24 protein-coding genes and 5 tRNA genes are annotated in these 24,667 nt (G+C 68.9%); 17 read left to right on the top strand and 12 right to left on the bottom strand.

Features of this window, described 5'->3' with window-relative positions:
• Positions 1-443: flavoprotein (locus tag Msi02_RS37205; protein WP_308441850.1), on the bottom strand; the 443-nt coding region annotated here is incomplete at its 3' end.
• A 373-nt stretch (positions 444-816) separates the two neighbouring features.
• Here Msi02_RS37205 and Msi02_RS37210 point away from each other — a divergent pair.
• A complete protein-coding gene (locus tag Msi02_RS37210; RefSeq protein WP_239109106.1) occupies positions 817-1,491 on the top strand; it encodes a hypothetical protein in 675 nt (224 codons plus the stop codon).
• Here Msi02_RS37210 and Msi02_RS37215 read toward each other — a convergent pair.
• The gene (locus Msi02_RS37215) at positions 1,479-1,730 is read right to left on the bottom strand and encodes a GntR family transcriptional regulator (protein ID WP_204052488.1); all 252 of its coding nucleotides are present in this window, start codon (positions 1,728-1,730) and stop codon (positions 1,479-1,481) included. The genes Msi02_RS37210 and Msi02_RS37215 overlap by 13 nt on opposite strands.
• Positions 1,731-1,818: 88 nt before the next feature.
• On the opposite strand from Msi02_RS37215, the gene Msi02_RS37220 reads away from it, so the two are divergent.
• The 3 genes from Msi02_RS37220 (at position 1,819) to Msi02_RS37230 (ending at position 3,869) form a co-directional block, all read left to right on the top strand.
• Positions 1,819-2,121, top strand: coding sequence for an HMG-box domain-containing protein (locus Msi02_RS37220; protein WP_204052489.1), 303 nt, complete (start codon positions 1,819-1,821; stop codon positions 2,119-2,121).
• A 733-nt stretch (positions 2,122-2,854) separates the two neighbouring features.
• Complete coding sequence (locus tag Msi02_RS37225; protein WP_204052490.1) at positions 2,855-3,109, top strand: hypothetical protein; 255 nt, start codon at positions 2,855-2,857, stop codon at positions 3,107-3,109.
• Between the two features lie 340 nt (positions 3,110-3,449).
• On the top strand, positions 3,450-3,869 hold the full coding sequence (locus Msi02_RS37230) for a tyrosine-type recombinase/integrase (RefSeq protein WP_239109107.1): 420 nt from the start codon (positions 3,450-3,452) through the stop codon (positions 3,867-3,869).
• Between the two features lie 13 nt (positions 3,870-3,882).
• On the opposite strand, the gene Msi02_RS37235 is transcribed toward Msi02_RS37230, so the two are convergent.
• The 3 genes from Msi02_RS37235 to Msi02_RS37245 all read right to left on the bottom strand — a co-directional run bounded on the left by Msi02_RS37235 (position 3,883) and on the right by Msi02_RS37245 (position 5,879).
• Positions 3,883-4,287 carry a DUF4265 domain-containing protein gene (locus Msi02_RS37235; protein WP_204052492.1) on the bottom strand — a complete coding sequence of 135 codons (405 nt, stop codon included), beginning with the start codon at positions 4,285-4,287 and terminating at the stop codon, positions 3,883-3,885.
• Between the two features lie 232 nt (positions 4,288-4,519).
• Positions 4,520-4,594: transfer RNA gene (locus Msi02_RS37240), tRNA-Lys, on the bottom strand.
• A gap of 127 nt (positions 4,595-4,721) precedes the next feature.
• Complete coding sequence (locus Msi02_RS37245) at positions 4,722-5,879, bottom strand: acyl-CoA dehydrogenase family protein (RefSeq protein ID WP_204052493.1); 1,158 nt, start codon at positions 5,877-5,879, stop codon at positions 4,722-4,724.
• Positions 5,880-5,964: 85 nt separating this feature from the next.
• Between Msi02_RS37245 and Msi02_RS37250 the strand changes: the two genes are divergently transcribed.
• Positions 5,965-6,384, top strand: a complete 420-nt coding sequence (locus Msi02_RS37250; RefSeq protein WP_193204299.1) for a PspC domain-containing protein — start codon at positions 5,965-5,967, stop codon at positions 6,382-6,384.
• Position 6,385: 1 nt separating this feature from the next.
• Here the strand turns inward: Msi02_RS37250 and Msi02_RS37255 are convergent, their stop codons facing one another.
• The 4 genes from Msi02_RS37255 to Msi02_RS37270 all read right to left on the bottom strand — a co-directional run bounded on the left by Msi02_RS37255 (position 6,386) and on the right by Msi02_RS37270 (position 9,995).
• Positions 6,386-7,678 (bottom strand): MFS transporter, encoded by a 1,293-nt coding sequence (locus tag Msi02_RS37255; RefSeq protein WP_204052494.1) that lies wholly within the window; start codon positions 7,676-7,678, stop codon positions 6,386-6,388.
• A gap of 188 nt (positions 7,679-7,866) precedes the next feature.
• Positions 7,867-8,208, bottom strand: a complete 342-nt coding sequence (locus tag Msi02_RS37260) for a metallopeptidase family protein (RefSeq protein WP_030512067.1) — start codon at positions 8,206-8,208, stop codon at positions 7,867-7,869.
• A 12-nt stretch (positions 8,209-8,220) separates the two neighbouring features.
• Positions 8,221-9,051, bottom strand: a complete 831-nt coding sequence (locus Msi02_RS37265) for an ABC transporter permease (protein ID WP_239109108.1) — start codon at positions 9,049-9,051, stop codon at positions 8,221-8,223.
• Entirely contained in the window at positions 9,048-9,995 is a 948-nt protein-coding gene (locus Msi02_RS37270; RefSeq protein ID WP_204052495.1) for an ATP-binding cassette domain-containing protein, read from the bottom strand. The genes Msi02_RS37265 and Msi02_RS37270 overlap by 4 nt, the downstream gene beginning before the upstream one ends.
• A gap of 68 nt (positions 9,996-10,063) precedes the next feature.
• Between Msi02_RS37270 and Msi02_RS37275 the strand changes: the two genes are divergently transcribed.
• From Msi02_RS37275 to Msi02_RS37295, 5 genes are all read left to right on the top strand, one after another.
• Positions 10,064-10,699 carry a TetR/AcrR family transcriptional regulator C-terminal domain-containing protein gene (locus Msi02_RS37275; protein WP_204052496.1) on the top strand — a complete coding sequence of 212 codons (636 nt, stop codon included), beginning with the start codon at positions 10,064-10,066 and terminating at the stop codon, positions 10,697-10,699.
• A gap of 57 nt (positions 10,700-10,756) precedes the next feature.
• Positions 10,757-12,388 (top strand): metallophosphoesterase family protein, encoded by a 1,632-nt coding sequence (locus tag Msi02_RS37280; RefSeq protein WP_079315018.1) that lies wholly within the window; start codon positions 10,757-10,759, stop codon positions 12,386-12,388.
• Positions 12,389-12,461, top strand: a tRNA-Glu gene (locus Msi02_RS37285).
• A gap of 109 nt (positions 12,462-12,570) precedes the next feature.
• Positions 12,571-12,645 (top strand) — tRNA-Asp (locus tag Msi02_RS37290).
• A gap of 20 nt (positions 12,646-12,665) precedes the next feature.
• Positions 12,666-12,742 (top strand) — tRNA-Phe (locus tag Msi02_RS37295).
• 343 nt (positions 12,743-13,085) lie between these two features.
• Here the strand turns inward: Msi02_RS37295 and Msi02_RS37300 are convergent.
• Positions 13,086-13,757 carry a hypothetical protein gene (locus Msi02_RS37300; protein WP_204052497.1) on the bottom strand — a complete coding sequence of 224 codons (672 nt, stop codon included), beginning with the start codon at positions 13,755-13,757 and terminating at the stop codon, positions 13,086-13,088.
• Between the two features lie 160 nt (positions 13,758-13,917).
• Here Msi02_RS37300 and Msi02_RS37305 point away from each other — a divergent pair, with 160 nt between their 5' ends.
• The 5 genes from Msi02_RS37305 (at position 13,918) to Msi02_RS37325 (ending at position 20,095) form a co-directional block, all read left to right on the top strand.
• A complete protein-coding gene (locus Msi02_RS37305; RefSeq protein ID WP_204052498.1) occupies positions 13,918-15,117 on the top strand; it encodes a sensor histidine kinase in 1,200 nt (399 codons plus the stop codon).
• Positions 15,114-15,776, top strand: a complete 663-nt coding sequence (locus Msi02_RS37310) for a response regulator (protein ID WP_204052499.1) — start codon at positions 15,114-15,116, stop codon at positions 15,774-15,776. Before Msi02_RS37305 ends, Msi02_RS37310 begins: the two co-directional genes overlap by 4 nt.
• A 459-nt stretch (positions 15,777-16,235) precedes the next feature.
• The gene (locus Msi02_RS37315; protein ID WP_204052500.1) at positions 16,236-17,063 is read left to right on the top strand and encodes a cyanophycinase; all 828 of its coding nucleotides are present in this window, start codon (positions 16,236-16,238) and stop codon (positions 17,061-17,063) included.
• Positions 17,064-17,107: 44 nt separating this feature from the next.
• Positions 17,108-19,840, top strand: coding sequence for a cyanophycin synthetase (gene cphA / locus Msi02_RS37320; protein ID WP_204052501.1), 2,733 nt, complete (start codon positions 17,108-17,110; stop codon positions 19,838-19,840).
• 181 nt (positions 19,841-20,021) lie between these two features.
• A tRNA-Leu gene (locus tag Msi02_RS37325) sits at positions 20,022-20,095 on the top strand.
• An 80-nt stretch (positions 20,096-20,175) separates the two neighbouring features.
• Here the strand turns inward: Msi02_RS37325 and Msi02_RS37330 are convergent.
• The gene (locus Msi02_RS37330) at positions 20,176-20,403 is read right to left on the bottom strand and encodes a hypothetical protein (protein WP_204052502.1); all 228 of its coding nucleotides are present in this window, start codon (positions 20,401-20,403) and stop codon (positions 20,176-20,178) included.
• Positions 20,404-20,477: 74 nt separating this feature from the next.
• On the opposite strand from Msi02_RS37330, the gene Msi02_RS37335 reads away from it, so the two are divergent.
• A complete protein-coding gene (locus Msi02_RS37335; protein ID WP_204052503.1) occupies positions 20,478-21,899 on the top strand; it encodes an MFS transporter in 1,422 nt (473 codons plus the stop codon).
• A gap of 105 nt (positions 21,900-22,004) precedes the next feature.
• On the opposite strand, the gene Msi02_RS37340 is transcribed toward Msi02_RS37335, so the two are convergent.
• On the bottom strand, positions 22,005-23,540 hold the full coding sequence (locus tag Msi02_RS37340; RefSeq protein WP_204052504.1) for a S8 family peptidase: 1,536 nt from the start codon (positions 23,538-23,540) through the stop codon (positions 22,005-22,007).
• Positions 23,541-23,824: 284 nt separating this feature from the next.
• Between Msi02_RS37340 and Msi02_RS37345 the strand changes: the two genes are divergently transcribed.
• Positions 23,825-24,613, top strand: coding sequence for a hypothetical protein (locus Msi02_RS37345; RefSeq protein WP_204052505.1), 789 nt, complete (start codon positions 23,825-23,827; stop codon positions 24,611-24,613).
• Positions 24,614-24,667: the final 54 nt, after the last annotated feature.

Here is a 24,667-nt window from a genome sequence, read left to right on the forward strand (position 1 = left end):
CTTTCGAGAGCAAGGGGCCAGGGGTAGCTATCGATGCTGTCGGCTCCAGTGCTTGGGGTGTGGGGTTCGAGATGGCCGGGGCCAAGGAGGACGGTTACGCCTTCGACGCGTAGACCTTCGACGGCCTGCCGAAATGGGGCTCGGGCGGCTAGCGCTGTGTCGACGAAGGGCAGGACGGCGACGGGGATGCCGAGGCCGGGGGGCTTCGGCGAGGAGGCCGAGGGCGTAGGTGTCGGCGATGCCTTGGGCGAACTTGTTGATGGTGTTGTAGGTCGCGGGGCGACGATGATGGCGTCGGCCCGTGGTGGCTTGGGGTCGCCGGGTTTGCGGTACTGGCTGCGGACAGGGCGGCCGGTCTGCTTCTCCAGTGCGGGGACGTCGATGAAGTCAAGCGCGTTCGGGGTGGCGACGATTTGGACGGTCCATCCGTCGTCCTGGGCCATGGTGAAGAGTTTGCCGACGTCGTCGGCGACGCCATGGCGCGGATGGGCCGGGCGCTGTGGGACGACTGAACCGGCGACTGCACGACTGCAACCAGAAATGCAACCGGGCAGGCTTCCGATCGACCATGATTCGGGAGTCTGCCCAGCTCACCGAGGGTGGGGCACCAGGGACTCGAACCCTGAACCGACGGATTAAAAGCTGATCGACGCCCTGGGCACATGGCCTCTGAACTGGGACCACGTGTCCAGGGGAGTCCAGCCGCGTCCGGAGGCGTCTGGCGACGTTGCCGTCAACGGTTGCCGTCAGTTGCCGCCCGGAGAGAGAAGATCGTAAGCGCCGCAAGATGTCAGAGCGATGGGCTTGGATGGGCCTGTGTCCGTCTTTGAGGTGATCCAACGACTGCCCAGTATCTCGATTGTGCGGGATCGCTGCCGCGCCATGGCCATGTTGGATGCGATCATGAGCCCTGAGTGGGCTTCACGGTATTACTCGTTCAACTGCCGTTGGTCGCCGAACGAGGAGATGGCCTCGATGCGCGACGGAAGCGGCAACGAATACTCGATCATTTTCTCCCAGGCCGGCGCGTATGCCCGGGGGTTCGATCACGAATCTCCCATGAGCCCGTATCGCGTCAACCCTCCGATGCCATGGCCGGGCCTGTTCGACACTGTGCCCGAGGTGTTTCATTCCCAGGTCACCGAGCCCGCGTTCTGCGACGAGGCGGGGATACCGCTGGCTACGGTGTGCTTCTGGCGGGAGTACGGCGACGTTGAATGGAGAGCGGGGACGATCAAGAGCATGCCGGAAGCCGCAAAGGACGACGGCAGCGTCGAGTGGCTGTTCGACGTTCTACTCGACGGCAGGCCGGAGGCGTATCAGGAGTTCGCGGAGGAGTACTACGAGGTTGCGGTGAACCTCGAGGCGGTTCGGTCTGTCTATGCGCTGCAGCCGCTGACGCAAAGCATCGTGTCGGTGTTGAATCCAGAGTTCGATCTAGCCAGTCTTGAGGAGGATCTGGCTGAGATCGGTTATGCCTACTCGGGCTGATCTCGTTCTTCGAGGGCGGTTACGAAGCTGCCCATGCCGGGCTCGGTGTGGATCAGGCCGTCTGCCCTGAGCGCTCGCATGACCTTCTGGCCGGTGGCGTTTGCGATGCCGAACTCTTCGATCAGGGCGACGAGTGATGGGATGCGCTCGCCAGGCTTGTACTCGCCCGAGGCGATACGAGTCTTGATGATCTCGTAGACCTGCCGCCACCTGGGCTGATTGGCCTTGAACTCCACCACGCGAGCAACGGTAGGAAGCCATTGCACGCCGTGGCGATGGACAGCACGCTATAGCGTGCCATAGCTTTCTTTGCCTACGATGCAGCTCATGGGCCTGTGGGAGGAGAGCGAAGTGAGCGGCGAGAAGGCGGCGAGTGTCCCTGTCCTGACCGTGAGCAGCTTGCGGGAGGCGTTTCCCGGCTGGAGCATCTGGCGAAGCTCGGCGGGACGGCTGTGGGCTACGCGGAACGGGCGTCTTACGAACGAGGACTACAACCGCGGCCTATGTCAGACCATCGACGGCGATGATGCCGCCCAACTGGCTGAGGAGCTTCGCCGGCAAGCCGCGCTGGCTGGCGCTCTGCTCGACTGGGAAGCGCAGTGCCCTGCCGCTTGGGACACCTCGCACTGAGCGGCGCGAGATGAACGCGAAGCTGCGGGGCCTCGTCCAGGTTCCGGCGGACTGTTGGAGGAGCCGGATTGTCCAGGTCTTTCGCCACACCTCCGCACTGCTGTACCTGAGCCGGAGAAGCTGCTCTGGGTCTCACAGCCTCGCGGGCCGTACCGAGTCGTGGACTACACCTGCGATTGCGAGGCCGTGTTCTATGAGCTGATCTCCTGCGGCGGCATCTACCAGATTCACAAGGTTGTGCAGTCGGAACCGCCCAAGCATTCCTACGCGGGCGGCTGGCGGTCCGGTGAGGCTCGTCTCTGGTGGCATTCGGTCCTGCTAGGGCGAGTTCGCTAACAGATGGAGGCCCTGCCCCTGCTTCTGCCTTTATGGTCGGCTACTTGTTTATAACGATGGTGACGACGATTTAAATCAGGCGATGGAGAAGACACTAGCATGGCTTGAGAAGCGTAGGTTCAGAGCTGAAATGCCGACACTCGGGATAAGCTCAGTGCCACCGAGTCCTTGTGCAGAAGTTCAAGGGCCATCATAGGTGATGATGATGACTAGTAATTACTGGCATAGCGAGGTGTATTCCACGCCTCCGCTGCGGGGCCTGGACCGTAGCGATGAGTCGGCAGTCGTTGGCTGGCTTAACAGGTACTTCCCGTTCTCTGGGGCCAAAATTGATTGGCATCGAGCCCCGGGGAATCATAGGCACTGGCAGGTCAATGATGACGTTCAGCTGACGTCCATGGCATCCAGGGAGGTATGTCAGCACATTCATCCCGGTTCGGTGGTTGAACACGTTGGCGATGGGCTGTCACCTTACGGCGTGCGCTTCACTAGCGATAACGCGCATTCGGTTGTGGCTGCATTGCTTGAGATACCAGAACACCACTATTTTGTCGCCGAGGACCGATCGTGGATCGTAGTGGTCACTATGGAAGGAGACCTGGATGTCGTGGATCAACTACCTTTTGACAGGCGCGACCGTAACGGCAATTGACTGAGAGCGCCCACTTGAGAGTGGGTCATAACCCACATGAGTCGTCCTGCCTGATCACCTCGTACGCCGTCGTCCCACCGCGAAGCGGCAGCGGGCCGGGGACGGAGGAGCAAGCCCAGCCTCGAGTGTACCTGCCTCCCGGTGACCTTCCGTGTCCGCTGGTTGTCCTGCCCGCACCGGCCGGGCTTGTGCCGTAGGAGCCGGTCTGCTGGGCTCTGCCTGGGGCGACGGCGGGCGAGGTGATCAGCCCCCGCCACCTACGGCCCGCGCTCGTGCTCGGCGATCACTGCTCCGCGTCCGGCAGGCACTCCAGCGGCAGAAGGGCGAGGGGCTCAAGCTCGTGCCGCTCAAGACGCAGCGCTCTCGCCGTACGATCCGGCTTCCGGAGAACCTGGTGAAGGTCCTCAAGGAGCACAGGGCCGAGCAAGCCGCGGAGCGTCTGGCGGCCGGATCGGCGTGGAACAACCCCCACGGCCTGGTCTTCACGACGCACATCGGGACCGCCATCGAGCCGGAGAACCTCTACCGGCACTTCCGGGCCGTGTGCGAAGCGGCGGGCATCCGGCGCGTACGACTGCACGACCTCCGGCACACCTGCGCCACGATCCTGCTCGCTCAGGGAGTGGACACCCGGACCATCATGGAGATCCTCGGCCACAGCACGATCGTGCTGACCATGAACACCTACGCTCACGTGCTACCCGAGCACCAAGCGACAGCGCTCGACAAGCTCGAAAAGGCGCTCGGAGGTCTTGCCTAAGACCCCTAAGCCGTCAGGAGTCGATCTCCCAGGAGAGTGCTTCTGTTCCTTCTAGACCTTGGAGAACCTGAACGAGGGAATGCGGGTCAGCGCCGGGAGGTAGGTCGATGGCTAGGTAGGTGCCCTGCAGCCACTCGTGGGCAAGGCCGGTCCCAACGACTTTCTCGTGCAGCAGCTCATGGAGTTGACCGCATTGAGAGTGCTGCTGTTCCAGGGCGACGCGCAAGGTGCGGTGGCCGGACTTCCGAACCACAGCGGATACGAGGTGTTGATCGTCGATCGTCACGATGTCGCGGTAGCAGATGCCATAGGTGAAGAAGGGAAGGCAGGCGATCTCAAAAGTGTCCGGCGACACCTGGTGCGTCCACAACTGTTCGCGCCAGCCGTTCTCCCGCTCGGAGAGGTCGGCGTGGATCATGTAGTTAGTGGAGCTACGACCTATCGGGTTGTCGTGCGTGATGATCGCGATGGCTGGCCTCCTGGGCGACTGGCTTGCCTGTCCGTGCGGGGGATGCCGTGAAGGCAATCGCATCTTCTGCCGCTGCCGTCAACGGCAGCGACGCTCAGTTTGTAACGAGCTCTCCAGGACGTTGCCGTCAACCGTAGCCGTCAACAGCCCCTAACGATCAAGTTTGTAGGGCTGTTTTCGCTGGTGGGGCGCCAGGGACTCGAACCCTGAACCGACGGATTAAAAGTCCGCAGCTCTGCCATTGAGCTAGCACCCCTTGGTCGTGCCCCTCGGATCCCGCCCGCGTCGCGGTGTGATCCGCAGAACACTCCCCAAGATGCAGGGTACAGAGAGTACCGCGTCTTCGGCGACGCGATTGTCCCCGATCGCGGTGAACAGGGGCGTCAGCGGAAGGCGTCGAGGCCCGTGAGCGCCTTGCCCAGCGTCAGCAGGTGCACTTCCTGGGTGCCCTCGTACGTGAGCACGGACTCCAGGTTGGTCATGTGCCTGATGACCGGATACTCCAGCGTGACCCCGTTGGCCCCGAGCACCGTACGCGCCTCGCGGGCGATGTCCAGCGCGGCCCGGACGTTGGCCAGCTTGCCGAAGCTGACCTGGTGGGGCTTCAGCTTCCCGGCGTCCTTGAGCCGGCCCAGGTGAAGGGCGGTGAGCCCGGCCTGGCCGAGCGAGACAGCCATCCAGGCCAGCTTCTCCTGCGTGAGCTGGAAGGCGCCGATCGGCTTGCCGAACTGCACCCGCGTGGTCGCGTAGTCCACGGCCGCCTCCAGGCAGGCCCGGCCCGCTCCGACCACGCCCCACAGGATGCCGTACCTCGCCTCCGTGAGGCACGACAGCGGGCCCTTCAGCCCCGCGACGCCCGGAAGCACCGCCGAGGCGGGCAGCCGTACGTCGTCGAAGTACAGGGAGGCCGTGATCGAGGCCCGCAGCGACAGCTTGCGGTGGATCTCGGCGGACGAGAAGCCGGGGGTCGAGGTGGGGACGACGAAACCGCGGATGCCCTCGTCGGTCCGCGCCCACACGACGGCCACGTCGGCGATCGAGCCGTTGGTGATCCACATCTTGGCGCCGTTCAGGATCCAGTCGCCGGACGGGTCCTGCTTGGCGGTGGTGCGCATGCCGGCGGGGTCGGACCCGTAGTCGGGCTCGGTCAGGCCGAAGCAGCCGATGGCCTCCCCTGACGCGAGCCGGGGCAGCCACTCCTCCTTCTGCTCGTCCGAGCCGTACTTCCAGATCGGGAACATCGCCAGCGACCCCTGCACGGACACGAACGACCGCAGCCCCGAGTCGCCCGCCTCGAGCTCCCGGCAGGCCACGCCGTATGAGACGGCGTCGAGCCCGGCGCAGCCGTATCCCTCCAGGTGCATGCCGAGGAGGCCGAGCGAGCCCAGGGCCGGGGCGAGTTCACGAGCGGGGAACGTGCCCTGCTCGAACCACTCGCCGACGTGGGGGAGGACCTTGCCGGAGACGAGTTCCCTTACGGAATCCCTGATCAAGCGGTGCTCGGGATCGAGCTGGTCGTCGAGTTCGAGGAGGTCGTCCATGGCGTCAGGGTATCCGGGCCCCCTCGGGGTAGGGCCAGGGGGAATCCCGATGTGCGCCCACCCCCCGGAGAGGCACTGTGGAGGTATGAACGAGATGAACACCAACGGTTCGGTCAAGCAGCTCCGCCGCACTCGGAACGGCAGGATCGTCGCCGGGGTGTGCTCGGGTGTCGCCGAGTACACCGGCATCGACGCCAACATCCTGCGCCTCGGGCTCGCCGTCGCGAGCTTCTTCGGCGGCCTCGGCGTCGGCATCTACGCCGTCGCCTGGCTCCTCCTCCCCGAGGAGGACAAGAACACCTCCATCGTCCAGGACCTCATCGACAAGAACAAGGACGGCCGGGTCTGGCAGGACGCCAAGGCCAAGTGGGACAACGTCCAGCAGGGCTGGAACCAGGGCCGCTCCACCGGCACCCCCTACCCCCCGCAGGCCCCGAGCTACGAGCAGCACCCGTACGGCCGGCCCTCCGCCGGCGACTCCCAGAACCAGGGTCCGCAGGCCTGACTCAGGTAGCGGCGGCCCGGACCTTGGCGATGATCTCCCTGCGCGACTCGGTCCAGAGCATGGCGAGCACGGCGGCGGCGCACAGCCCTGCCACGCCCGCCAGCGTCACAACCGGCTCTGGGCCGAGCCGCTGGGCGGCTGCGCCTCCGACGAGGATGCCGACGCCCTGGGCGGCCAGCAGGCCCGACTGCACCAGCCCGAACGCCGCGGCCCGTCCCGACGCCGGGACGCACTGGACGAAGGCCGCGTTGGCCGCGAGCTGGTAGGCCCCGCCGATGCCGGACAACACCCACAGGGCGAGCACGCCCTCCAGCGGCGGCCGCATCACGCACAGCACGAGCGGAGCGCAGGTCAGCATGGCCAGCCAGCCCATGCCCCGCAGCCGCCCGGACGGCGTGACGAACCGCCCGAAGAAGAACGCACCGGCGACCGTGCCCGTCGGCATGGCCGCCATCAGCAGACCCGTGATGACCGGAACGGGCAGCCTCCCGTCGGCGAGCGCCGCGGCGTACGGCACCGCGATGCCCTCGGGGATCACGTAGAACCCGCACAGCCAGGCGAACAGCACGAGCGTGCGCAGCCGCCGTTCGCCGAACACCAGGCGCGCGCCGGACAGCGTCATCCGCCACATGGACGGCCGCTCGCCGTCCTCCCGCGCCGGCGCCGGGCGGTGCCGCACTCCCGCGACGATCACCAGGGCCGATCCGAGGAACGTCGCGCAGTCAAGCGCCAGCGCCCGATAGGGCCCGAGCACCGCGATCGCCGCGCCGCCGGCGGCGAACCCCAGCATCTGCACGGCCTGGTTGGTCACGTTCTGCAGGGCCGACCCCACGACGTACCGGTCGCCCTCCAGGACCTCGGGCAGCAGCGCCGCGCGGGCGGCGGAGAACGGCGCGCCGAGCAGCACCACGCAGAAGACCAGCGCGCACAGCACGGGAAACGGCGTGGCGGGCAGGGCCATCGCGGCGAGCATCAGGGCGCGCAGCGCGTCGCACCAGAGCATGACCCGCCTGCGCGGGTATCGGTCGGCGAGCCCCGCCAGCAGGGGTCCGCCGAGGATGGGCGGCAGGTAGGTGAGCGCGTAGACGGCGGCCGTGGCCAACGGCGAGGCGGTCCGGCTGTAGACCAGCACCGCGAGCGCCACCTGGGCGAGCTGGTCGCCCAGCAGCGACATGCCCTGTCCGAGCCACAGGGCCCGGAACTCGGGGATCGCGGCCACCTCCCGGTAGGTGGTGCGCACCTCCGGGGGACGGCGGTGCCGGCCGGACAGCCTGCCGGGCTTGGTGGCCGCCATCTCACTCCGCAGAGGTCGCTCCGCCGGGCGTGGCCGCCGGTATCCGCTGCGGCGACTTGATCTGACAGACCGTGGTCAACATGTCACTTACAGTGCCCGTCGGATGCGACTTTTGCAACCCGCTGACGTTCCCATTTCGCGCGCCGCGAACGCCGACCGCCGCCCTGACGAGCGGAAACGCCCGGATGTCACCAGCCGAGCTCGTGCAGCCGTTCGTCGTCGATGCCGAAGTGATGGGCGATCTCGTGGACGACGGTGACGCGGACCTCCTCGACCACGTCGTCCTCGGTCTCGCAGATCTCCAGCGTCGGGTTCCGGTAGATCTCGATGCGGTCCGGGAGAACCCCCGAGTACCAGTCGCCCCGCTCGGTCAGCGGAATGCCCGTGTAGAGCCCCAGCAGGCCGGGCTCGGGCGGGTCGTCCACCACCACGACCACGACGTTGTCCATGACCTTGGCCAGATCCGGGGGGATCGTGTCGAGCGCCTCGGCCACGAGCTCCTCGAACCTCTTCAGCGGGACGTCGATCACGTGCTCATCGTGTCACCGCGAGGCGGCCGTGCGGTAGCGGCGTACGGCGAGCGGCGCGAACACCGCGATGATCAGCAGCGACCAGCACAGCGACGCGGTCACCGGGTGCTGGAGCGGCCAGGAGGCGGCGGCCGAGCGGGGGTTGCCGAACAGCTCCCGGGCGGCCGAGACGACGGCGCTCATCGGGTTCCAGTCCGCGATCGCCCGCAGCCACCCGGGTAGTCCCTCCAGCGGCACGAACGCGTTGGCCAGGAACGTCATCGGGAACAGCCAGCCGAACGTCGCGGCGTCCGCCTGCGCGCCGTTCTTCACGAACAGCCCGATGTACGTGCCCAGCCAGATCATCGCGTACCCGAACAGGGCGAGCAGCGCGAAGCCGGCGAGCGTCTCCAGAGGGGTGCCGCGCGGACGCCATCCCGCGATCAGCAGGCCGCAGACGGCCATCATCGCGAGCGACAGCCAGTCCTTGGACAGGTCCGCGAGGCTACGTCCGGCCAGCAGGGCCCCGCGCGCGATGGGCTGGGCGCGGAAGCGGTCGATGATGCCGCGCGCCATGTCCTCGGCGACCGACGTGGCGGCGGCGACCGCGGACAGCGCCATGACCTGCATGAAGATTCCGGGCATCAGGTAGTTCCGGTAGTCGCCCCCGCCGGGCAGGCTGATCGCGCTGCCGAAGACGTACCCGAACAGGACGGTCATGATGACCGGGGCGACCAGCTCGGCGGCGATCTGGCCGGGCTGGGCGCGCAGTTGCGAGTAGCTGCGCCCCGCGATGACGAACGTGTCACTCAGAGCCCAGCGCAGCCGTTCCGCCCTCGTGGCGGGGGGTTCCACGGTGATCACGCCGCCTCCTTCTCCCTGGCGGGCGCGTCCGTGAGCGCCAGGAACACCTCGTCCAGCGTCGGCCTGCGCAGCCCCAGGTCCTCCACGCCGACCCCGGCGGCGTCGAGGGCCGCGGCGACCCTGACCAGGGAGGCGGCGCCGTCCGATACGGGCACGACGAGCCGCCGTTCGGCGGCGTCGATCTCGGGCTCGCCGGCAAGCACGCCGCGCACCGCCTCGACGCCGGGAGCCAGGTCCGCGGCGTCGCGGAAGGCGATGCTCACCCGGTCGCCGCCCACCTTCGCCTTGAGCGCGGACGGCGACCCGGCCGCGACCACCCGCCCGGCGTCCATGACGGCGATCCGGTCGGCCAGGTGGTCGGCCTCGTCGAGGTACTGCGTGGTGAGCAGCAGGGTCGTCCCCTCGGCGACGAGCGCGCGCAGCTCGTCCCACAGCGCGAGACGGCTGCGGGGGTCGAGGCCGGTGGTCGGCTCGTCCATGAACAGCACCGGCGGGGAGACGATCAAGCTGGCGGCCAGGTCGAGCCTGCGCCGCATGCCGCCCGAGTACGTCCGCACCGGACGGTTCGCCGCCTCGGTCAGGCCGAATCGCTCCAGCAGCTCCTCGGCCCTGCGGCGGGCCGTACGGCGGGGCAGGTGGTAGAGCCGGCCGAACAGCTCCAGGTTGCGGCGTCCGGTCAGCAGCTCGTCCACGGCCGCGTGCTGGCCGGCGAGGCCGATGCGGTAGCGGAGTCGTTCGGCGTCCCCGACCACGTCGCAGCCGGCCACCCGGGCCGAGCCGCCGTCGGGGCGCAGCAGCGTCGTGAGGACGCGCACCATCGTCGTCTTGCCGGCGCCGTTGGGCCCGAGCAGGCCGCACACCGAGCCGCGCGGGACGTCGAGGTCGACGCCCCGCAGCGCCTCGGTCGTGCCGAACCGCTTGCGTACTCCTTCCGCATGGATCACGGACGCTCCTTAACAGAGTTAAATTTAACAACGTTAAGGATGCATTGAACGCCGTTAAGCTGTCAACCGTGGCACTCGAACGCGACACGATCGTCAGGACCGCCATCCGGCTTCTCGACGAGGTGGGGCTGGAGAAGCTGACCCTGCGCAGGCTCGCGGCCGAGCTGGGCGTGCAGGCTCCCGCCCTCTACTGGCACTTCAGGAACAAGCAGGAACTCCTGGACGAGATGGCCGAGGCGATCTCCGCGCAGGAGCCGCTGCGGCCGCTCGCCGAGGGAGAGTCGTGGGAGGAGTGGCTGGCGGAGTGGTGCAGGGGTCAGCGCCGCGCGTTCAAGTCGCACCGCGACACCGCGCGCCTCACCGCCGGCACCCACCCCGGCACGGCCACGTTGCAGACGGTCGAGACCATCCTGGAGTCCCTGCAGCGGGCCGGATTCACGCGTACGGACGCGATGTGGGGTCTCGGCACGCTCGCGAGCTTCCTCGGCGGATTCGTGCTCGAGGAGCAGGCCGACCAGGAGCGGGGAACGAAAGACCCGGCCCTGTTCGAGGAGGCGCTGGAGAGCCTCGCGCCGTACCCGAACGTGCGCGCGGTCATGGCAGAGACCGGCGGCCCGCAGACGGACGCCTCCTTCGAGTACGGCATAGCGCTGATTTTGTCCGGTATGCGGGCACGTCTTGAGGCCCAGCCGGACGTTCGGTAACCGGAACACCGTGTTCTGGTAACCAAAAAGGCCGCGTCTTCGGGTAGTCAGGAGGGGATGGAGAACTCGCGGTTGAGGGCGTTCGCCCGGAAGACGGTCGGCAGTCGGCTCGCCCATGCGTCGGCCCGTGTGCTGGTGGTCGTGCTGGCAGCGGTGATCGGTGGATGGCTCGGGATGGCGTTCGGCGCCAAGGTGGACACAGCGGTCGGGCCCGCCGACATCGGGATGTCCCTGACCCCGTCCTGGAGCGGGGAGACCGTCATCGACGTACGGCCCCTCGGGACACTCAGCTTTGACAGCCACAACGGCCCGCTGCGGCTCGACCTGACGATCGAGGCGGTCCACCCGGACGTGGCGGAGGAGATCCTCAAGAACCCCCGGTGGGCCGACCGGCTGCCGACGACCATCGAGGCCGACGTCATCTCCGGGCTCCGGAGCCTCGCCGTGCGCGCGGCGCTGTTCGCCGTCGCCGCCGGGTTCCTCACCGGCCTGGTCGCCTTCCGGCGGCTGTCACGGGCGGCCTGGACCGCGGCGGGCTCGCTGGCGATGGTCGTCGTCCTCGGCGGCGTCTCGGCGCTGACGTTCAACCCCCGCTCGATCTCCGAGCCCCGGTACACCGGCCTGCTGACGGGCGTGCCGTCCCTGGTCGGCAGCGCCCAGTCGATCGTGACCAAGTTCTCCGAATACCGCGGCCAGCTCGCCAAGCTGGTGACCAACGTGTCCCAGCTGTACGAGGCGGGGTCGAACCTGCCGATCTTCGACCCCGATCCGGGCACCATCCGTGTGCTGCACGTCTCCGACCTGCACATCAACCCGCTGGGCTGGAATGTGATCAAGTCGCTGAAGGACCAGTTCAAGGTCGACCTGATCATCGACACCGGCGACATCAGCGACCACGGGACCAAGGCCGAGAACGAGTTCGTCAAGGAGATCGGCTCGCTCGGCGTCCCGTACGTCTACGTGCGCGGCAACCACGACTCGATGACGACCCAGCGGGCGGTCGAGAAGCAGAAGAACGCGATCGTGCTGGACGGCACCGCCGCCACGGTCAAGGGGCTGAGCATCTACGGCATCGGCGACCCGAGGTTCACCCCGGACAAGTCCGTACAGGCGGCGGGGGACGAGAGCAAGAGCCTCCTCGACCTCGGGCGGGCCAACGCGGCCAAGCTGGCGCCGCGCGAGTGGCCCAGGTCCGCCTCCACCTCCGCCCCGGACAAGATCGCCGCCGACATCGTGGCCGTCCACGACCCGACCGTGGGCCGGGGCCTGTCCGGGTATGTGCCGCTCGTGCTGGCCGGGCACGTCCACGCGCGGTCCACCGAACTGCTGCCCTCGGGCACCCGTCTGATGATCCAGGGGTCCACCGGAGGTGCCGGCCTGCGCGGCCTGGAACACGACGAGCCGACCCCGCTGACCGCCTCGGTGCTCTACTTCGGCAAGAAGAGCCACCGCCTGGAGGCCTGGGACGACATCACCGTCGGCGGCCTGGGCGAGCAGTGGATCCAGTGTGAGCGTCATATCGAGCCGGACCCTGGCCGTACAATTTCTCCCGAGTCGCCGCAGGCACCGTCGCCGACGGCAACCCGCAGCGGCTCGACGTCGCCGACCGCTTTGGCATCAGGGGCAAACGTCCCCTATGCTTCAGAGGTCTCCGACGGAAGGCGTCACGGAACAGGGCGAAAGCCTTGAGCCCCCATCGTCTAGCGGCCTAGGACACCGCCCTTTCAAGGCGGCGGCACGGGTTCGAATCCCGTTGGGGGCACGTGGAGCGCGTCGAGCGCACCGGATGACGGAAGGTCGAAGACCTCCCGGAAGCTGGTAAGCTAGGCGAGCCGAACAACACGGGGAAGCGAAAGCCCCCCGGACATAAAGGTCCTGTAGAGCAGTTTGGAGTGCTCGCCACCCTGTCAAGGTGGAGGTCGCGGGTTCAAGTCCCGTCAGGACCGCGTACGGCGGCAGCCGCCGAGGTCAGGTAGCTCAGTTGGTACGAGCGTCCGCCTGAAAAGCGGAAGGTCGGCAGTTCGACCCTGCCCCTGACCACCACCATTGAACAGCCAAAACGCCCCGAGCAAATCGTGCTCGGGGCTTTTTTGATCTCCAGTGACGGCAACGTCGCTTTGCGCTCGGTGCTGAGTTGACCAGGCTGGCGCATGGTGCGGCCAGCGGGCCACTCTGCAGCAACTCTTCGAACGTGACGCTGATCATGGTGGCCGGTGACCAGGACGGGTGCGCCGACTTCATCTGCGCCATGACGCCGGCGACGTGGGGCTCGCCATCGACGTACCGCTCTTGGTGCCGTAGCCGTCGGCCCCCCGTCCGGGTGTTCCACGGCGGACGCTCACGAAAGCCCAGCTCATTCGATGAACTGGGCTTTCACTGGTCACTTCTAAACGGTCGCTGCCGCGCTCGCCACCCGCCGCGGACGGATGCCAAGCGCCAAGCCGATCAGGCCGGCGGTCATCAACGCACTCACCACGAGCTTGGGCGCCACATCGCTGGAGACGAAGTCGAGCACCTGACCGCCGGTGAGAACGAGTGGCACCCACAAGGACACGAGGCCGGCTCGCCACGCAGCGAAGGCCAGTACGAGGAGCCCGACCATCCAACCCAGGATCCAGACCGCAAACGACGCCACCACCAGCGCGTCCTTCTCGAGAGCATCGATGACCGGCCGGACCGCCTCCGTCTTCACGCCCCCTCCGGCGAGGGCCCCAAAAAAGGCGTTGTAGTGCCACAGGTGGATCGTCGAAAAGTAGAGGGCGGGAACGGCAAAAGCTCCGCCGATGGTGGCGACAAGGCGCTTGCGGCGCCCGACCGCCACGATCAGACCTGCCATCGCCGGCAGGAGCAGCAGATGCGTCAGCGCGAAGAGGATCGTCTCGATCCGCCAGGCACCGAGGCCGGAGGCGGCCACGTCGACGTTCGCCGCGGTCTCGGACACTTGATCAGGAAACATCAACCAGTAGAAGGCGTTCGCGACGCCGTAAAGAACGCCGCCACCGGCCATCGCGGCCGCCGCGAAACGCCGGCCGTACGGCCGGGTGGTCTGGTCATTCATCGAGATCTCCCGTCGTGATCTGTTGCAACGCAAGACGTTAGGAGCCTCGTACCGCTCCGGTCGTCGGCCGGGATGTGGACCGGCGGGTGGATGTCATCCGCCGCCCACTCCAACCATGGGTGGACGCCGTGTCGCGGGCGGCTCGAATACGCTCCCAGCCATGGCATGGGTTCGGGACATTGGACGGCGCAGGGGGGACCTCGCCACCGTCGCAGCCGGCCTCGCGCTGTTCGGGTTCGGCTTGGCCGAGCTCTACGTGCCGCTGCCCCCGTACGTCGATGGTGAGGGTCCCGATATCACCGCGCTGTCCGGCGCCTGGACGGCTGTGCTGACCGTGCTGCTCGCGGGTTACGGCCTCGCGGTCGCGGCCTGCAGGTCGTATCCACGGGTTGCGGTGGTCCTGGCCGGCGTCTGCTTCACCGCGCAGAGTTTCACGCCGCTCCTCCCGGAATGGCCGGTCGTGCCGCTCCTGGCATTGGTCGTAGCCTGCTTCGGCTGCGTCGCCGTCGGCGGCCGCCACGGACCGGTCATCGGGGGCGTCTCCTACTTCGTTTCGCTCGGCATCGAGACCACGGTTGCGGACGACCCTGACTGGGCCTTCATTGTCTTCGTCGCGCTCGCGGTCATGGGGCCGGCTTACGCTGTTCGCATGCGGCGAGCGCAGGCGGAACGTCTGGTCGCGTTGGCCATCGAACGGGAGGCCGCCGCGCGCCTCGACGAGCGGCTACGGGTGGCCCGCGAACTACACGACATCGTCTCGCACGGCGTGACCGTGATGGTGCTGCAGGCCGGAGCCGCCCAGGCCGTGCTTGACTCAGACGCGCGGCAGGCCCGCGAGTCGCTGGACGCGGTGCAGGATGTCGGCCGCGATGTCGTCATCGAGCTGCGCCGGTTGCTCGTCGTCCTCCGTGGCGCTGAGGGCGGTACGGAGCGGCTTCCTTCGCTACGGCACCTCGACCCGCTACTGGCCGGAGTGCGGGCCGCCGGTGGACAGGTCGACGTCACGGTCAACGGCGACCTCGGCAGGGTGCCCGCAGCCGTCGACGTCAGCGGCTACCGGGTGCTGCAAGAGGCCCTGACCAATGCGGCCAAACACGCGCCGGGTGCCACGGTCTCGGTCTCGATCGATGTCGGACGCACAGATCTGCGGGTGCGCGTCGTCGACAATGGTCCGCGGGCCGGCCGCCGAAGCGACGGCAGCGGCTACGGGTTGACCGGGATCAGCGAGCGTGTGGAACTCTTCGGGGGAACGGCCAGCAGCGGTCCTCGGGAAGGCGACGGGTTCGAGGTGCGCGTCGAGTTGCCCCTGAGCGCGAAATCCATGGCACCCGCGCTGGCGGAAACGGGGGCACCGGGGTGACGCGCGTTCTCATCGCTGACGACGAGGCGCTCATACGCGGCGGTCTGCGGATGATCCTCGGCACTCAGCCCGACATCGATGTGGTCGCAGAGGCTGCGGACGGCGAGCAGGCGGTGTTGCTCACCGCCCGACACCAACCGGACGTTGTGCTGATGGACATCCACATGCCCCGGCTCGACGGCATGGCCGCGACCGAGCAGATCTTGGCGGACCGCCCCGGCCGCCGAGTCGTCATGCTGACCACGTTCGACCTCGACGAGTACGTCTACCGGTCGTTACGCGCCGGCGCCTGCGGATTCCTGCTGAAGACCACTCCGCCGAAAGAACTGGCGAGCGTGCTGCGCGCTGCCGCACGTGGAGACGCGCTGCTCTCACCGGAGATCACCCGCCGCCTGATCGACCACTACACCGCGATGGCTCCGCCGGTCAGCGCCCCCGGCCTGGCACACCTGACCGGCAGGGAGACCGAGGTGCTGCGGTTGATGGCTCGGGGGCTGTCCAACCGCGAGATCGCCGGGGAACTCTTTCTCGGCGAGGCGACCGTGAAGACGCACGTCAACCGCATCTTGGCCAAGCTCGGTGTGCGGGATCGCGTGCAGGCGGTCGTGCTTGCCTACGAAGCCGGCGTGGTGCGGCCTCGACACGAGGCACGCACATAGTGGATCTTGCCAACGCTGTTGCTGACGACGGCCCGGGACTACCACGGACGGGTCTGGACTCGCCGAGGCCGGACATCCCTTCTGAGCAGGTGCTCGTGTCGACGGTGGACGCCTGTAGACATCTCCGATCTTGCTACGGATCAGAAGGTCGAGGGTCGAGTCTTCCGACCACGCCATGGCAAGACCAATTCCGATCTTCGGGAGTGGCCTTTGGGATGCCTGCTGTACAGCCGCAGTGTCGGGTCTGAGGGCGCCCGAGAGCAACTGACCAGGTTCCGCCGCGGATCCTTAGCCCGCCGAGAAGAGCGTGACAACCGGGGCGCGGCCGGCACGTGCGTGGCGCCCTGCGCTCCGAGTGACGCGAGCACCCGCGCTCCCAAACCGGCCCATACGGGACGAACTAGTTTCTCTCGGGTGATATCCGACGACTAAGGGTAACAACTGGTCGAGGAGGGGAGCATGGACGCGGACGAAGGGCGTAAGCCTGGTGATCCGGGCCGCCTGCTTATCATCGGGGGCGCCGAGTGCCGCGGTTCCGGCCTGCTCGAGCGGTTCGTGGAGCTGTCTGGCGGCGAGGCGGCCCGGATCGTGCTGGTCACTACGGCCACCGGGGCGCCCGAGGAGGTGCACGCCGACTACGAGCGGGTGTTCCGCAAGCTCGGCGTGGACCACACCAGGGAACTGCGGCTGCGCGGGCGCTCCGACGCCGACGGCGACAACGCGGCCAAGCTCCTCGACGACGCCACGGGCGTGTTCTTCTCCGGCGGCGACCAGTCGCGGCTGCGCGCCCTGGTCGGCTCGCGGGCCAACGAGATCCTGCGTGAGCGGCTGCGGGCAGGCGGCGCGGTCATCGCCGGGACCAGCGCCGGCGCCACCGCCATGGGCCACACGATGATCCTCGGCGGCGAGGGCCCCGGCGTGTCCGCCGCTACGGTCCGCACCGGCCCGGGGCTCGGCCTGCTCCCGAGGGCGCTCATCATCGACATGCACTTCAGCGAGCGCGGCCGGCTCCCCCGGCTGCTCAGCGCCATGGCGCTCGACCTGGAGTACCTGGGCGTCGGCATCGGCGAGAACACCGGGATCCTGGTCGACGGCACCCGCTTCGAGGTGCTCGGCGCCGGCGTGGCCACGGTGGCCGACGGGCGGAACGCCACGGTCATCCACGCCGCCGGGGACGAAGACCCGATCACCCTGTTCGGCGTCCGGCTGCACCTGCTGCCCGCCGGGTGCGTCTTCGACATCGCGACCCGCGAGGCCACCATCGGGCCCGCGCACGACCGGTACTGATCACCGCCAGCCCGATCATCCGCCCAACCCTTGGGGAGTGTCACGTGCGTCTCGACGACCTGCGTCACCTGAGCGGACCCAACTCATTCAGCACCCGGCCGGTCACCGTCGCGCGGCTCGAGCTCGAGGAGCTGACCGGCCGGAACACCACCGAGTACCCGGGCTTCGCCGGGCGGCTGACCGCGGCCCTGCCCGGGCTGGCCGAGCACCACTGCGCGGCCGGGCGTCCGGGCGGGTTCCTGGAGGCGATGGCCCGGGGCACCTACTTCGGCCACGTAACCGAGCACGTGACGCTGGAGCTGTCCAGCCTGGTGGGCCGCGACGTGTACCTGGGCCGGACCATGTGGGCCGGCGCCGACGGCCGCTACGACGTTATGACCGAGTGCCCGCAGGACGAGCCCGCGCAGTCCTCGGTGCCGGCCGAGCTGCTGGAACTGGCCATCACCACGGTCGAGCACATTCTCCTTGAGCGCATCCCCGACCTGCCGCTCGAACTGGCCAGGATCGCTCGGGTCGTGGAGCGGGAGCGCCTCGGCGTGAGCACGGCCGCGCTCGCGGGCGCGGCCCGCCGCCGGGGGATACCGGTCCGCCGGGTCGGCCGGCTGAGCATGCTGCGGCTCGGATACGGGCGCTATCGCCGGCTCGTGTGCGCCGCGCTGACCGAGCAGACGTCGGTGATCGGTGTGGACATCGCGGCCGACAAGATGCTGGCCAAGCAGCTGCTGACCGACGCGGGCATCCCGGTGCCCGATGGGGTGGTGGCCTGGAGCGCGGCCGACGCCGCCGGGGCGCTGGGCCGGCTCGGCGGCCCGGTCGTGATCAAACCGCTCCACGGCAACCACGGTGCCAACGTGACCGTCGGCGTGACCACCGCCGCGGCCGCGGCCGCCGCATACGCTCAGGCGGCGGCCGACGGCGAGGGCGCGATCGTGGAGAGGTTCGTGCCCGGCACCGACTACCGGGTGCTGGTGGTCGACTGCCAGGTGGTGGCCGCGGCCGAGCTGCGGCCGGCCTCGGTGACCGGCGATGGTGTCTCTGACATCACCCAACTCGTCGACATGGTGAATGCCGACCCGCGCCGGGGCGAGGGCCACTCCCGAGAGCTGACCAAGATCAAACTGGACGAGCACGCGCTCGCGCACCTGGAGGCCCAGGACCTGGGCCCGGCGTCGGTCCCGGCCCGCGGCCAGTTCGTGACCCTGCGCCGGAACGCGAACCTGTCCACCGGCGGAACCAGCCGCGACGTGACCGACCTGGTGCACGAGGACGTGGCCGACATGTGCCGCCGGGCCGCGGCCGTGGTCGGCCTGGACGTCTGCGGCATCGACGTGCGGCTGGCCGACATCGCGGCACCGATACGGTGCGGCGGGGCCGGTCACGGCGGGGCCGAGCCTGGCGCGGTGATCGAGGTCAACGCGTGCCCGGGGCTGCGGATGCACCTGTCCCCGGCCGAGGGGGCGCCGCGGGACGTGGCCGGCGCGCTGATCGACAGCCTGTACCCGCCCGGCGCCCCATCTCGGGTCCCGGTCGTCGCGGTCACCGGGACCAACGGGAAGACCACGACGGTCCGCATGATCGGCCACATCCTGAGCAAGGCCGGGATGCGGGTGGGGATGTCCACCACGGACGGGGTCTACTCCGGCGGCCGGCTGGTCTACGACGCCGACGCCTCGGGCCCGCAGTCCGCGGACATGGTGCTCGACGACACCAGCATCGAGGCCGCGGTGCTGGAGACGGCGCGCGGCGGGATCATCCGCGGTGGGCTCGGCTACGACCAGGCCGACGTGGCCGTGGTCACCAACATCACCGCCGACCACCTGGGCGCGGACGGCGTGGAGGATCTCGACGAGCTGGTCGAGGTGAAGGCGCTGGTCGCCGAGGAGGTTCGCGAGGGCGGGACCGTGGTGCTGAACGCCGACGACCCATTGGTCGCCGCGCTCGCCGACCGGCCGCGGGTGCGCAGGAACGCGTCCGTGATCAGGTATTTCAGCCTGGTGAACGGCAACCCGCTCATCGAACGGCACCGGCAGGCGGGCGGCCTGGCGTACGAGCTTCGCAACGGCGAGCTGGTCGAGTTCGATGCGGACCGGGATCGGGCGCTGCTCAGCGTGGCCGAGCTGCCCGGCGCGTTCGGCGGGCTCGCCCCGCACGTGATCGCGAACGCGCTGGCCGCGGTGGCGGCCTGCCGCGGGCTCGGGGTCAGCGCCAAGGACATCCGGCGCGCGCTGGGCACGTTCACGCCGGGCGAGTCGAACCCTGGGCGCGGCAACGTCTACCTGGCCGGCGGCGGCCCGGTGATATTGGACTACGGCCACAACGCCGCCGCGCTCGACGCGACCGGCCGCATGATCAGCGACGTCTGGGGCGGCGAGCCCGTGGCCGCGATCACGCTGCCCGGCGACCGCCGCGACGATCTGGTGGCCCGCTCGGCCGAGGCCGTCGCCGCGTGGTTCGGCCGGGTCGTCGTCTACGAGGACGCCGACAAGCGCGGCCGCCGCCCCGGTGAGATGACCGGTCTGATCATGGCGGCCATGCGCCGGGCCCGGCCCGGCATCGGCCTCGCCACCGCCGAAGGACCGCAGGCCGCCCTGCGCATCGCGGTCACGATGGCCGCCGGCCACCCGGTCCTGTTCGTCTACGAGAAGCTGGCCATGGCCCGCCAGGCCCTCGAGGCCCTGAACGCCCGCCCCTGGCCCGCCGGCGCAGTCCCGCCCGCACCCGCCGACGCCGGTCCCGCCTGCTCCTTCCATCGAGACGCCGCGGTCATGGATGACTGAAAGCCCCCTCCGGGGGATGAAGGCGAAGGGGTGAGCTGCCGAGGATTCTCGGAACGCTTCGAGCCTGTGCCGCCGACTACAGGACGTGGGGCTGACGACAACGGTGACGACAACGGTGACGACAACGTCGGCCACCACGAGCACACCGCGGCAGCCGTCCACAGCCTTCTGGCCTCGTGTCGGTCGAGCGGAGCAGGGCGGTCGGTCTGCCTGAGAAGCGGAAGGTCGGCAGTTCGACCCTGCCCCTGACTACCATCTCTGAACAGCCCAAACGCCCCGAATGATCACGCTCCGGGGCGTTTTTGGTGTTCTCTGACGGCAACGGCAGCGGACGCTCAGGTCCTGCCGTCAGGCTCAATGGCCTCGACCAGGTCGAGCACGCCACGCGCCCAGTCGACCCGCAGCGCTCCCTGCATCGGAACGACCGCTCCGCCCAGCGCCTCGTCGCAGAGCCGGCGGCCGCCTCTCCTCGTCGCCGGCGAGGGCCGCCAGATAGGCCAGGACGCCACCCGCGCGCCGCATGCCTCGGGCGGCTCCGTTCGGGCGCATCGCACGGGCTTCATGACCTCACGCGTAATCGCCGTGATGCCGTACCCGCCGCGAAGCTGTGCATGGAACGGCGCGAGCAGGAGGAGAAATGACGACCATAACGTCACCGCGGTCGACACCGGTTGCGGCGACCGGCAGCAGCGCCGGCTGGGGAAGCCTGCTGGTGCTCCTCACCGGTGTCTTCATCACCACCCTCGACTTCTTCATCGTCAACGTCGCGATCCCCGTGACACAGCGCGAGCTGAACGCGAGCCCGTCGGCGATCCAGTTCATCGTCGCCGGATTCGGCATCGCCCTGGCCTCCGGGCTCGTCCTCGGCGGGCGGTTGGGTGACCTGTACGGGCGTCGGCGGCTCTTCTCGATAGGCCTGGCCGTCTTCACCCTGGCCTCGGCCGCCTGCGGCGAGGCCCCGAGCGCCGGGTTCCTCGTCGGCGCCCGGGTCGTCCAGGGCGCCGGGGCGGCTCTGCTGATGCCGCAGGTCCTCGCCATCATCAACACCCTCTACACCGGCGCGCACCGCACCAAAGCGTTCAATGCCTACGGCATGGCCCTCGGCTTCGGCGGCGTGTTCGGGCAGCTCATCGGCGGCGCGCTCATCAGGGCCGACATCGCCGGGCTCGGCTGGCGCAGCATCTTCCTGATCAATGTCCCGGTGGGCGCGGTCACTCTGCTGCTGACCCGGCGGCTGATCCCCGAATCACGGGCCACCGGGGCCCGTCTGGACCTGACCGGCGCCGCGCTGGTCTGCCTGGGCCTGGTGGCCATCGTGTACCCGCTCGTGCAGGGCCAGCAGCAGGGCTGGCCGGCATGGACGTGGCTCTGCCTGGCCGCCGCCGTCGCCCTTCTGGCCGCCTTCGCCCTGCACCAGCGCCGGACGGCCGCGCCCCTGATCGACCCTGCGCTGTTCCGGCACCGCTCGTTTTCCGCCGGTGTGGTCGTCAGCCTGATCTATTCGATGACGACGGGCTCGTTCTTCCTGGTCCTGGCGCTCTACCTGCAGGAGGGCCGCGGCCTGGACGCTCTCGGTTCCGGCCTGATCTTCCTTCCCCTTGGCCTCGGCTACTTCGTCTCCTCGGCCCTGTCCGGACGGATCGCGGCCCGGCTCGGCCGCCAGGTCGTCACCGTGGGAGCCCTGGTCGTCGCACTCGGGTACGCGGCTCTGGCCGAGACGGCCTCGGCTCTGGACACCGGGCGTCCCGTCGCGTGGATCATCCCGGGCCTGCTCGTCGCCGGCGCGGGAATGGGCTTGATCATGGCTCCGCTGCCCGCGATCGTCCTGGCGGGGACCGATCCCCGGCACGCCGCCGCGGCCTCGGGCGTCCTGAGCACGGCCCAGCAGGCGGGCGGCGCGATCGGTGTGGCCCTGGTCGGGATGGTCTTCTACGGCGCCCTTGGCGCTCCCACGCCGGCTCACTACCCGCACGCCTTCGCTCTCGGCCTGGCTCTCCTGGTCGGTCTGGCCGCCGCCGTCGTCGCGCTGGTCCAGGTGCTGCCCCGCACCGCCCGCTGACCCGGAGCCGAGCCCGCGAAGTCGAGAGAAGAGGGGCTGGGCCTGCACCGTCATGACGGTGCAGGCCCAGCGCCGTGGTGTCACTCAGGTGACGCCAGGGTCAGTTCACTTGACGACTGCGAGGGCGTCGACGACACCGGCGCCGAAGAAGCTGTTGTCGTCGACGGTGCCGGTGCAGGCCGCGGTGTTCTGCGGGCACGGCTTGGGTACGGCCCGCGCCTTGAGCTCGCTGATCATCTCGGCTGGCGACCAGGACGGGTGCGCCGACTTCATCTGCGCCATGACGCCGGCGACGTGCGGGCTCGCCATCGACGTGCCGCTCTTGGTGCCGTAGCCGTCGGCTCCCGTCCGGGTGTTCCAGGTCGTCGAGTAGATCGACGAGCCGGGAGCCGCGACGTCGATCTTGCCGAGGCCGTAGTTGGAGAAGGACGACCGGACGCTGTCCAGCGTGGTGCCCACGCGCTGCAGGGATGCGACCGTCACGACACCGTCGAGCTCGGCCGGGATGTCGTTGCAGTGGCTGTTGATCGTACGCACGGTCGGCGCCGGCGCGTCGTTGGGGCTGCCCTTGTCCACGGTCTTGTTGGCCATGTCGTAGTTGGAGTTGCCCGCCGCGGCGACGTTGACGACGCCCTGCGCGGTGGCCCACTGCACGGCACGCCGGACGGCCTCCTTGCTGGCGGCCTGGTCGGGCTGGTCGTCACACCAGAACTCGAACGGGTCGACGTAGTAGGAGTTGTTCGTGACGTCCATGTGCTTCAGGCCCGCCCACATGAAGCCGCAGACGGCGTACTCCGGGTAGATGAAGCCGTCGTCGTTGACGACCTTGACGGAGGCCATGCGCACGTTCGGCGCGACACCGACGATGCCGATGTTGTTGCGGGCGGCGGCGATGGTGCCGGCGACGTGCGTACCGTGGTCGCTCGTCGTCGGGCGCCAAGCCAACGGCGTCTGGTCCGGACGGCCGGCGTTGCTGCAGTTGACCGAGTTCGCGACGTCGATGTTGGCCTTGAGGTCCGGGTGCGTCGGCGAGATGCCGCTGTCGAGCACCCCGACGAGGACGTTGCGGTTGCCGTCGGAGATCGCCTGCGCCTGCGGGGCCTTGATCATTTGCATGTCCCACTGGACGCCCTCGTTGGGGTCGAGGCTCTCGCCCGGCTGCGGGTCGGACGGGATGTCGCCGTTGTCCGGCTTCTTGGCGCCCTTCTTGTACCCGTTGGCACCGGGACCCCACGGCGGGGCCAGGTCGGCCGGCGTCCCCTCGGAGACCCCGGCCGTGCGGGTGGCGCCGACGGAGGCGACCGCGTTGCCACCCTTGGCGGTGACGTTCGCGCGGAAGGCCGCGCGGTCGGAGTGGGCGACGACCACGCCGATCGCGGGCCAGGACTGGACGACGACACCTCCGGCGGCCTCGACCGCGCGCTCGACGAGACGAGTTTGGCCGGGGTTGGCGATTCGGGCGTTGACGACGTAGCTCATGAGCATCCCGTCGGGGATGTCCACGTTGACCGGTGTCGACGTCGGCTCATCGGTGGTGGCCGCACTGGCCGAGTCGGTCGCGCCTCCAAGGAAGGCGGCACCCACCATGGCGAACGCCGCGGCGGTGGCCGCGAGGCGTCGCTTGGGCAGGGCGTGCTGCATGCGTTGCTCCTTGAACGGTGAGGCCGCGGCATCATTGCCGCGGTCTGGCTGGCTCCGATTCCGAGAGTCCGAAATCGCCCCGAATCCAGCCTTTAGAGTTGGTTGGTGACCGTAACAGCTTGATCGTGAATTGTTCAAGAGTTCACCGCAGTCGGTAAGGCCGGCCGAGTCGACCTGCCGACCGGCGATTCAGCGCACAAGATGGTCATCTTCCGAATGGCGCTTCCATCCGAACGGGGCGGCGCGAGCATGAACCGGGGCGAGGGTGCTTACGTGGTGGAGGCATGAGACTGCGAATGATCCTGCTCATGGGGGTGACGGCGCTGACCGCGGCCTGTGGCGGAGTGGAACCGGACACGTCGGCGGCCGCGGCCGACGACGGGCCGGCGAAGCCGGTCGCCTTGTGGGGCGCGGAAGGCGGGTACGTGACCGCGACCATGAACGTGCTGCGTCCGCCCAGGGTGGTGCTGTACGACGACGGCTTGGTGATCGTCGACGCGAGCACGCAGATGACGCTCACCGATGCCGAGGCGGGCGAGGTGGTCGCGCGGATGGAGGAGTACCTGGGCGGGCAACCGCCGACCGCGAAGCCGAAGCCAGGCGCACCGTCGGTGACGGACGTGCCGGACACCGTCCTCGGCGTACGGGGGAAGGACGGAAAGATGCTGGAGGTTCGGGTCCCGGCCCTGGAACAGCTCGCGGCCTTCTACCCGAAGCAGTTGGTGGACGCGAAGAAGCTGATGGAGGGCCTGGCGACCCGGGCCGCCGCGGAGGGCGCCGACTATGTCGCCACCCGCGTCCGGGTGGTCGCCGAAGGGGCCGAGTCGGCGGAGGGCAGGCCGTCGCCCTGGCCCAAGGGCGTTCCGGAGCCTTCGGGCATGGTGGATCCGGTATGGCAGAAGGACGTCGAGGGGGCGGCGGTGAGCGCGATCACCAAGGCGGTTCCCGCCGGGCAGAGATACGACCGGTCGCTCTTCAGGACCGGCTCGGGGGCGGTCTTCACGCTTTCCTGGCGCTACCTGCTGCCCCACGAGCAGTCGCCGGCCTCCCCGGCGCCGGATCGCAAGGGCTAGACGGTCTCCCGCGCGCGCCTGCCGTACCGGGAGGGTGGGCCGGCGGGGGACGCA

It is taken from the genome of Microbispora siamensis, from assembly GCF_016863095.1.
Classification (GTDB): Bacteria; Actinomycetota; Actinomycetes; order Streptosporangiales; family Streptosporangiaceae; genus Microbispora; species Microbispora siamensis.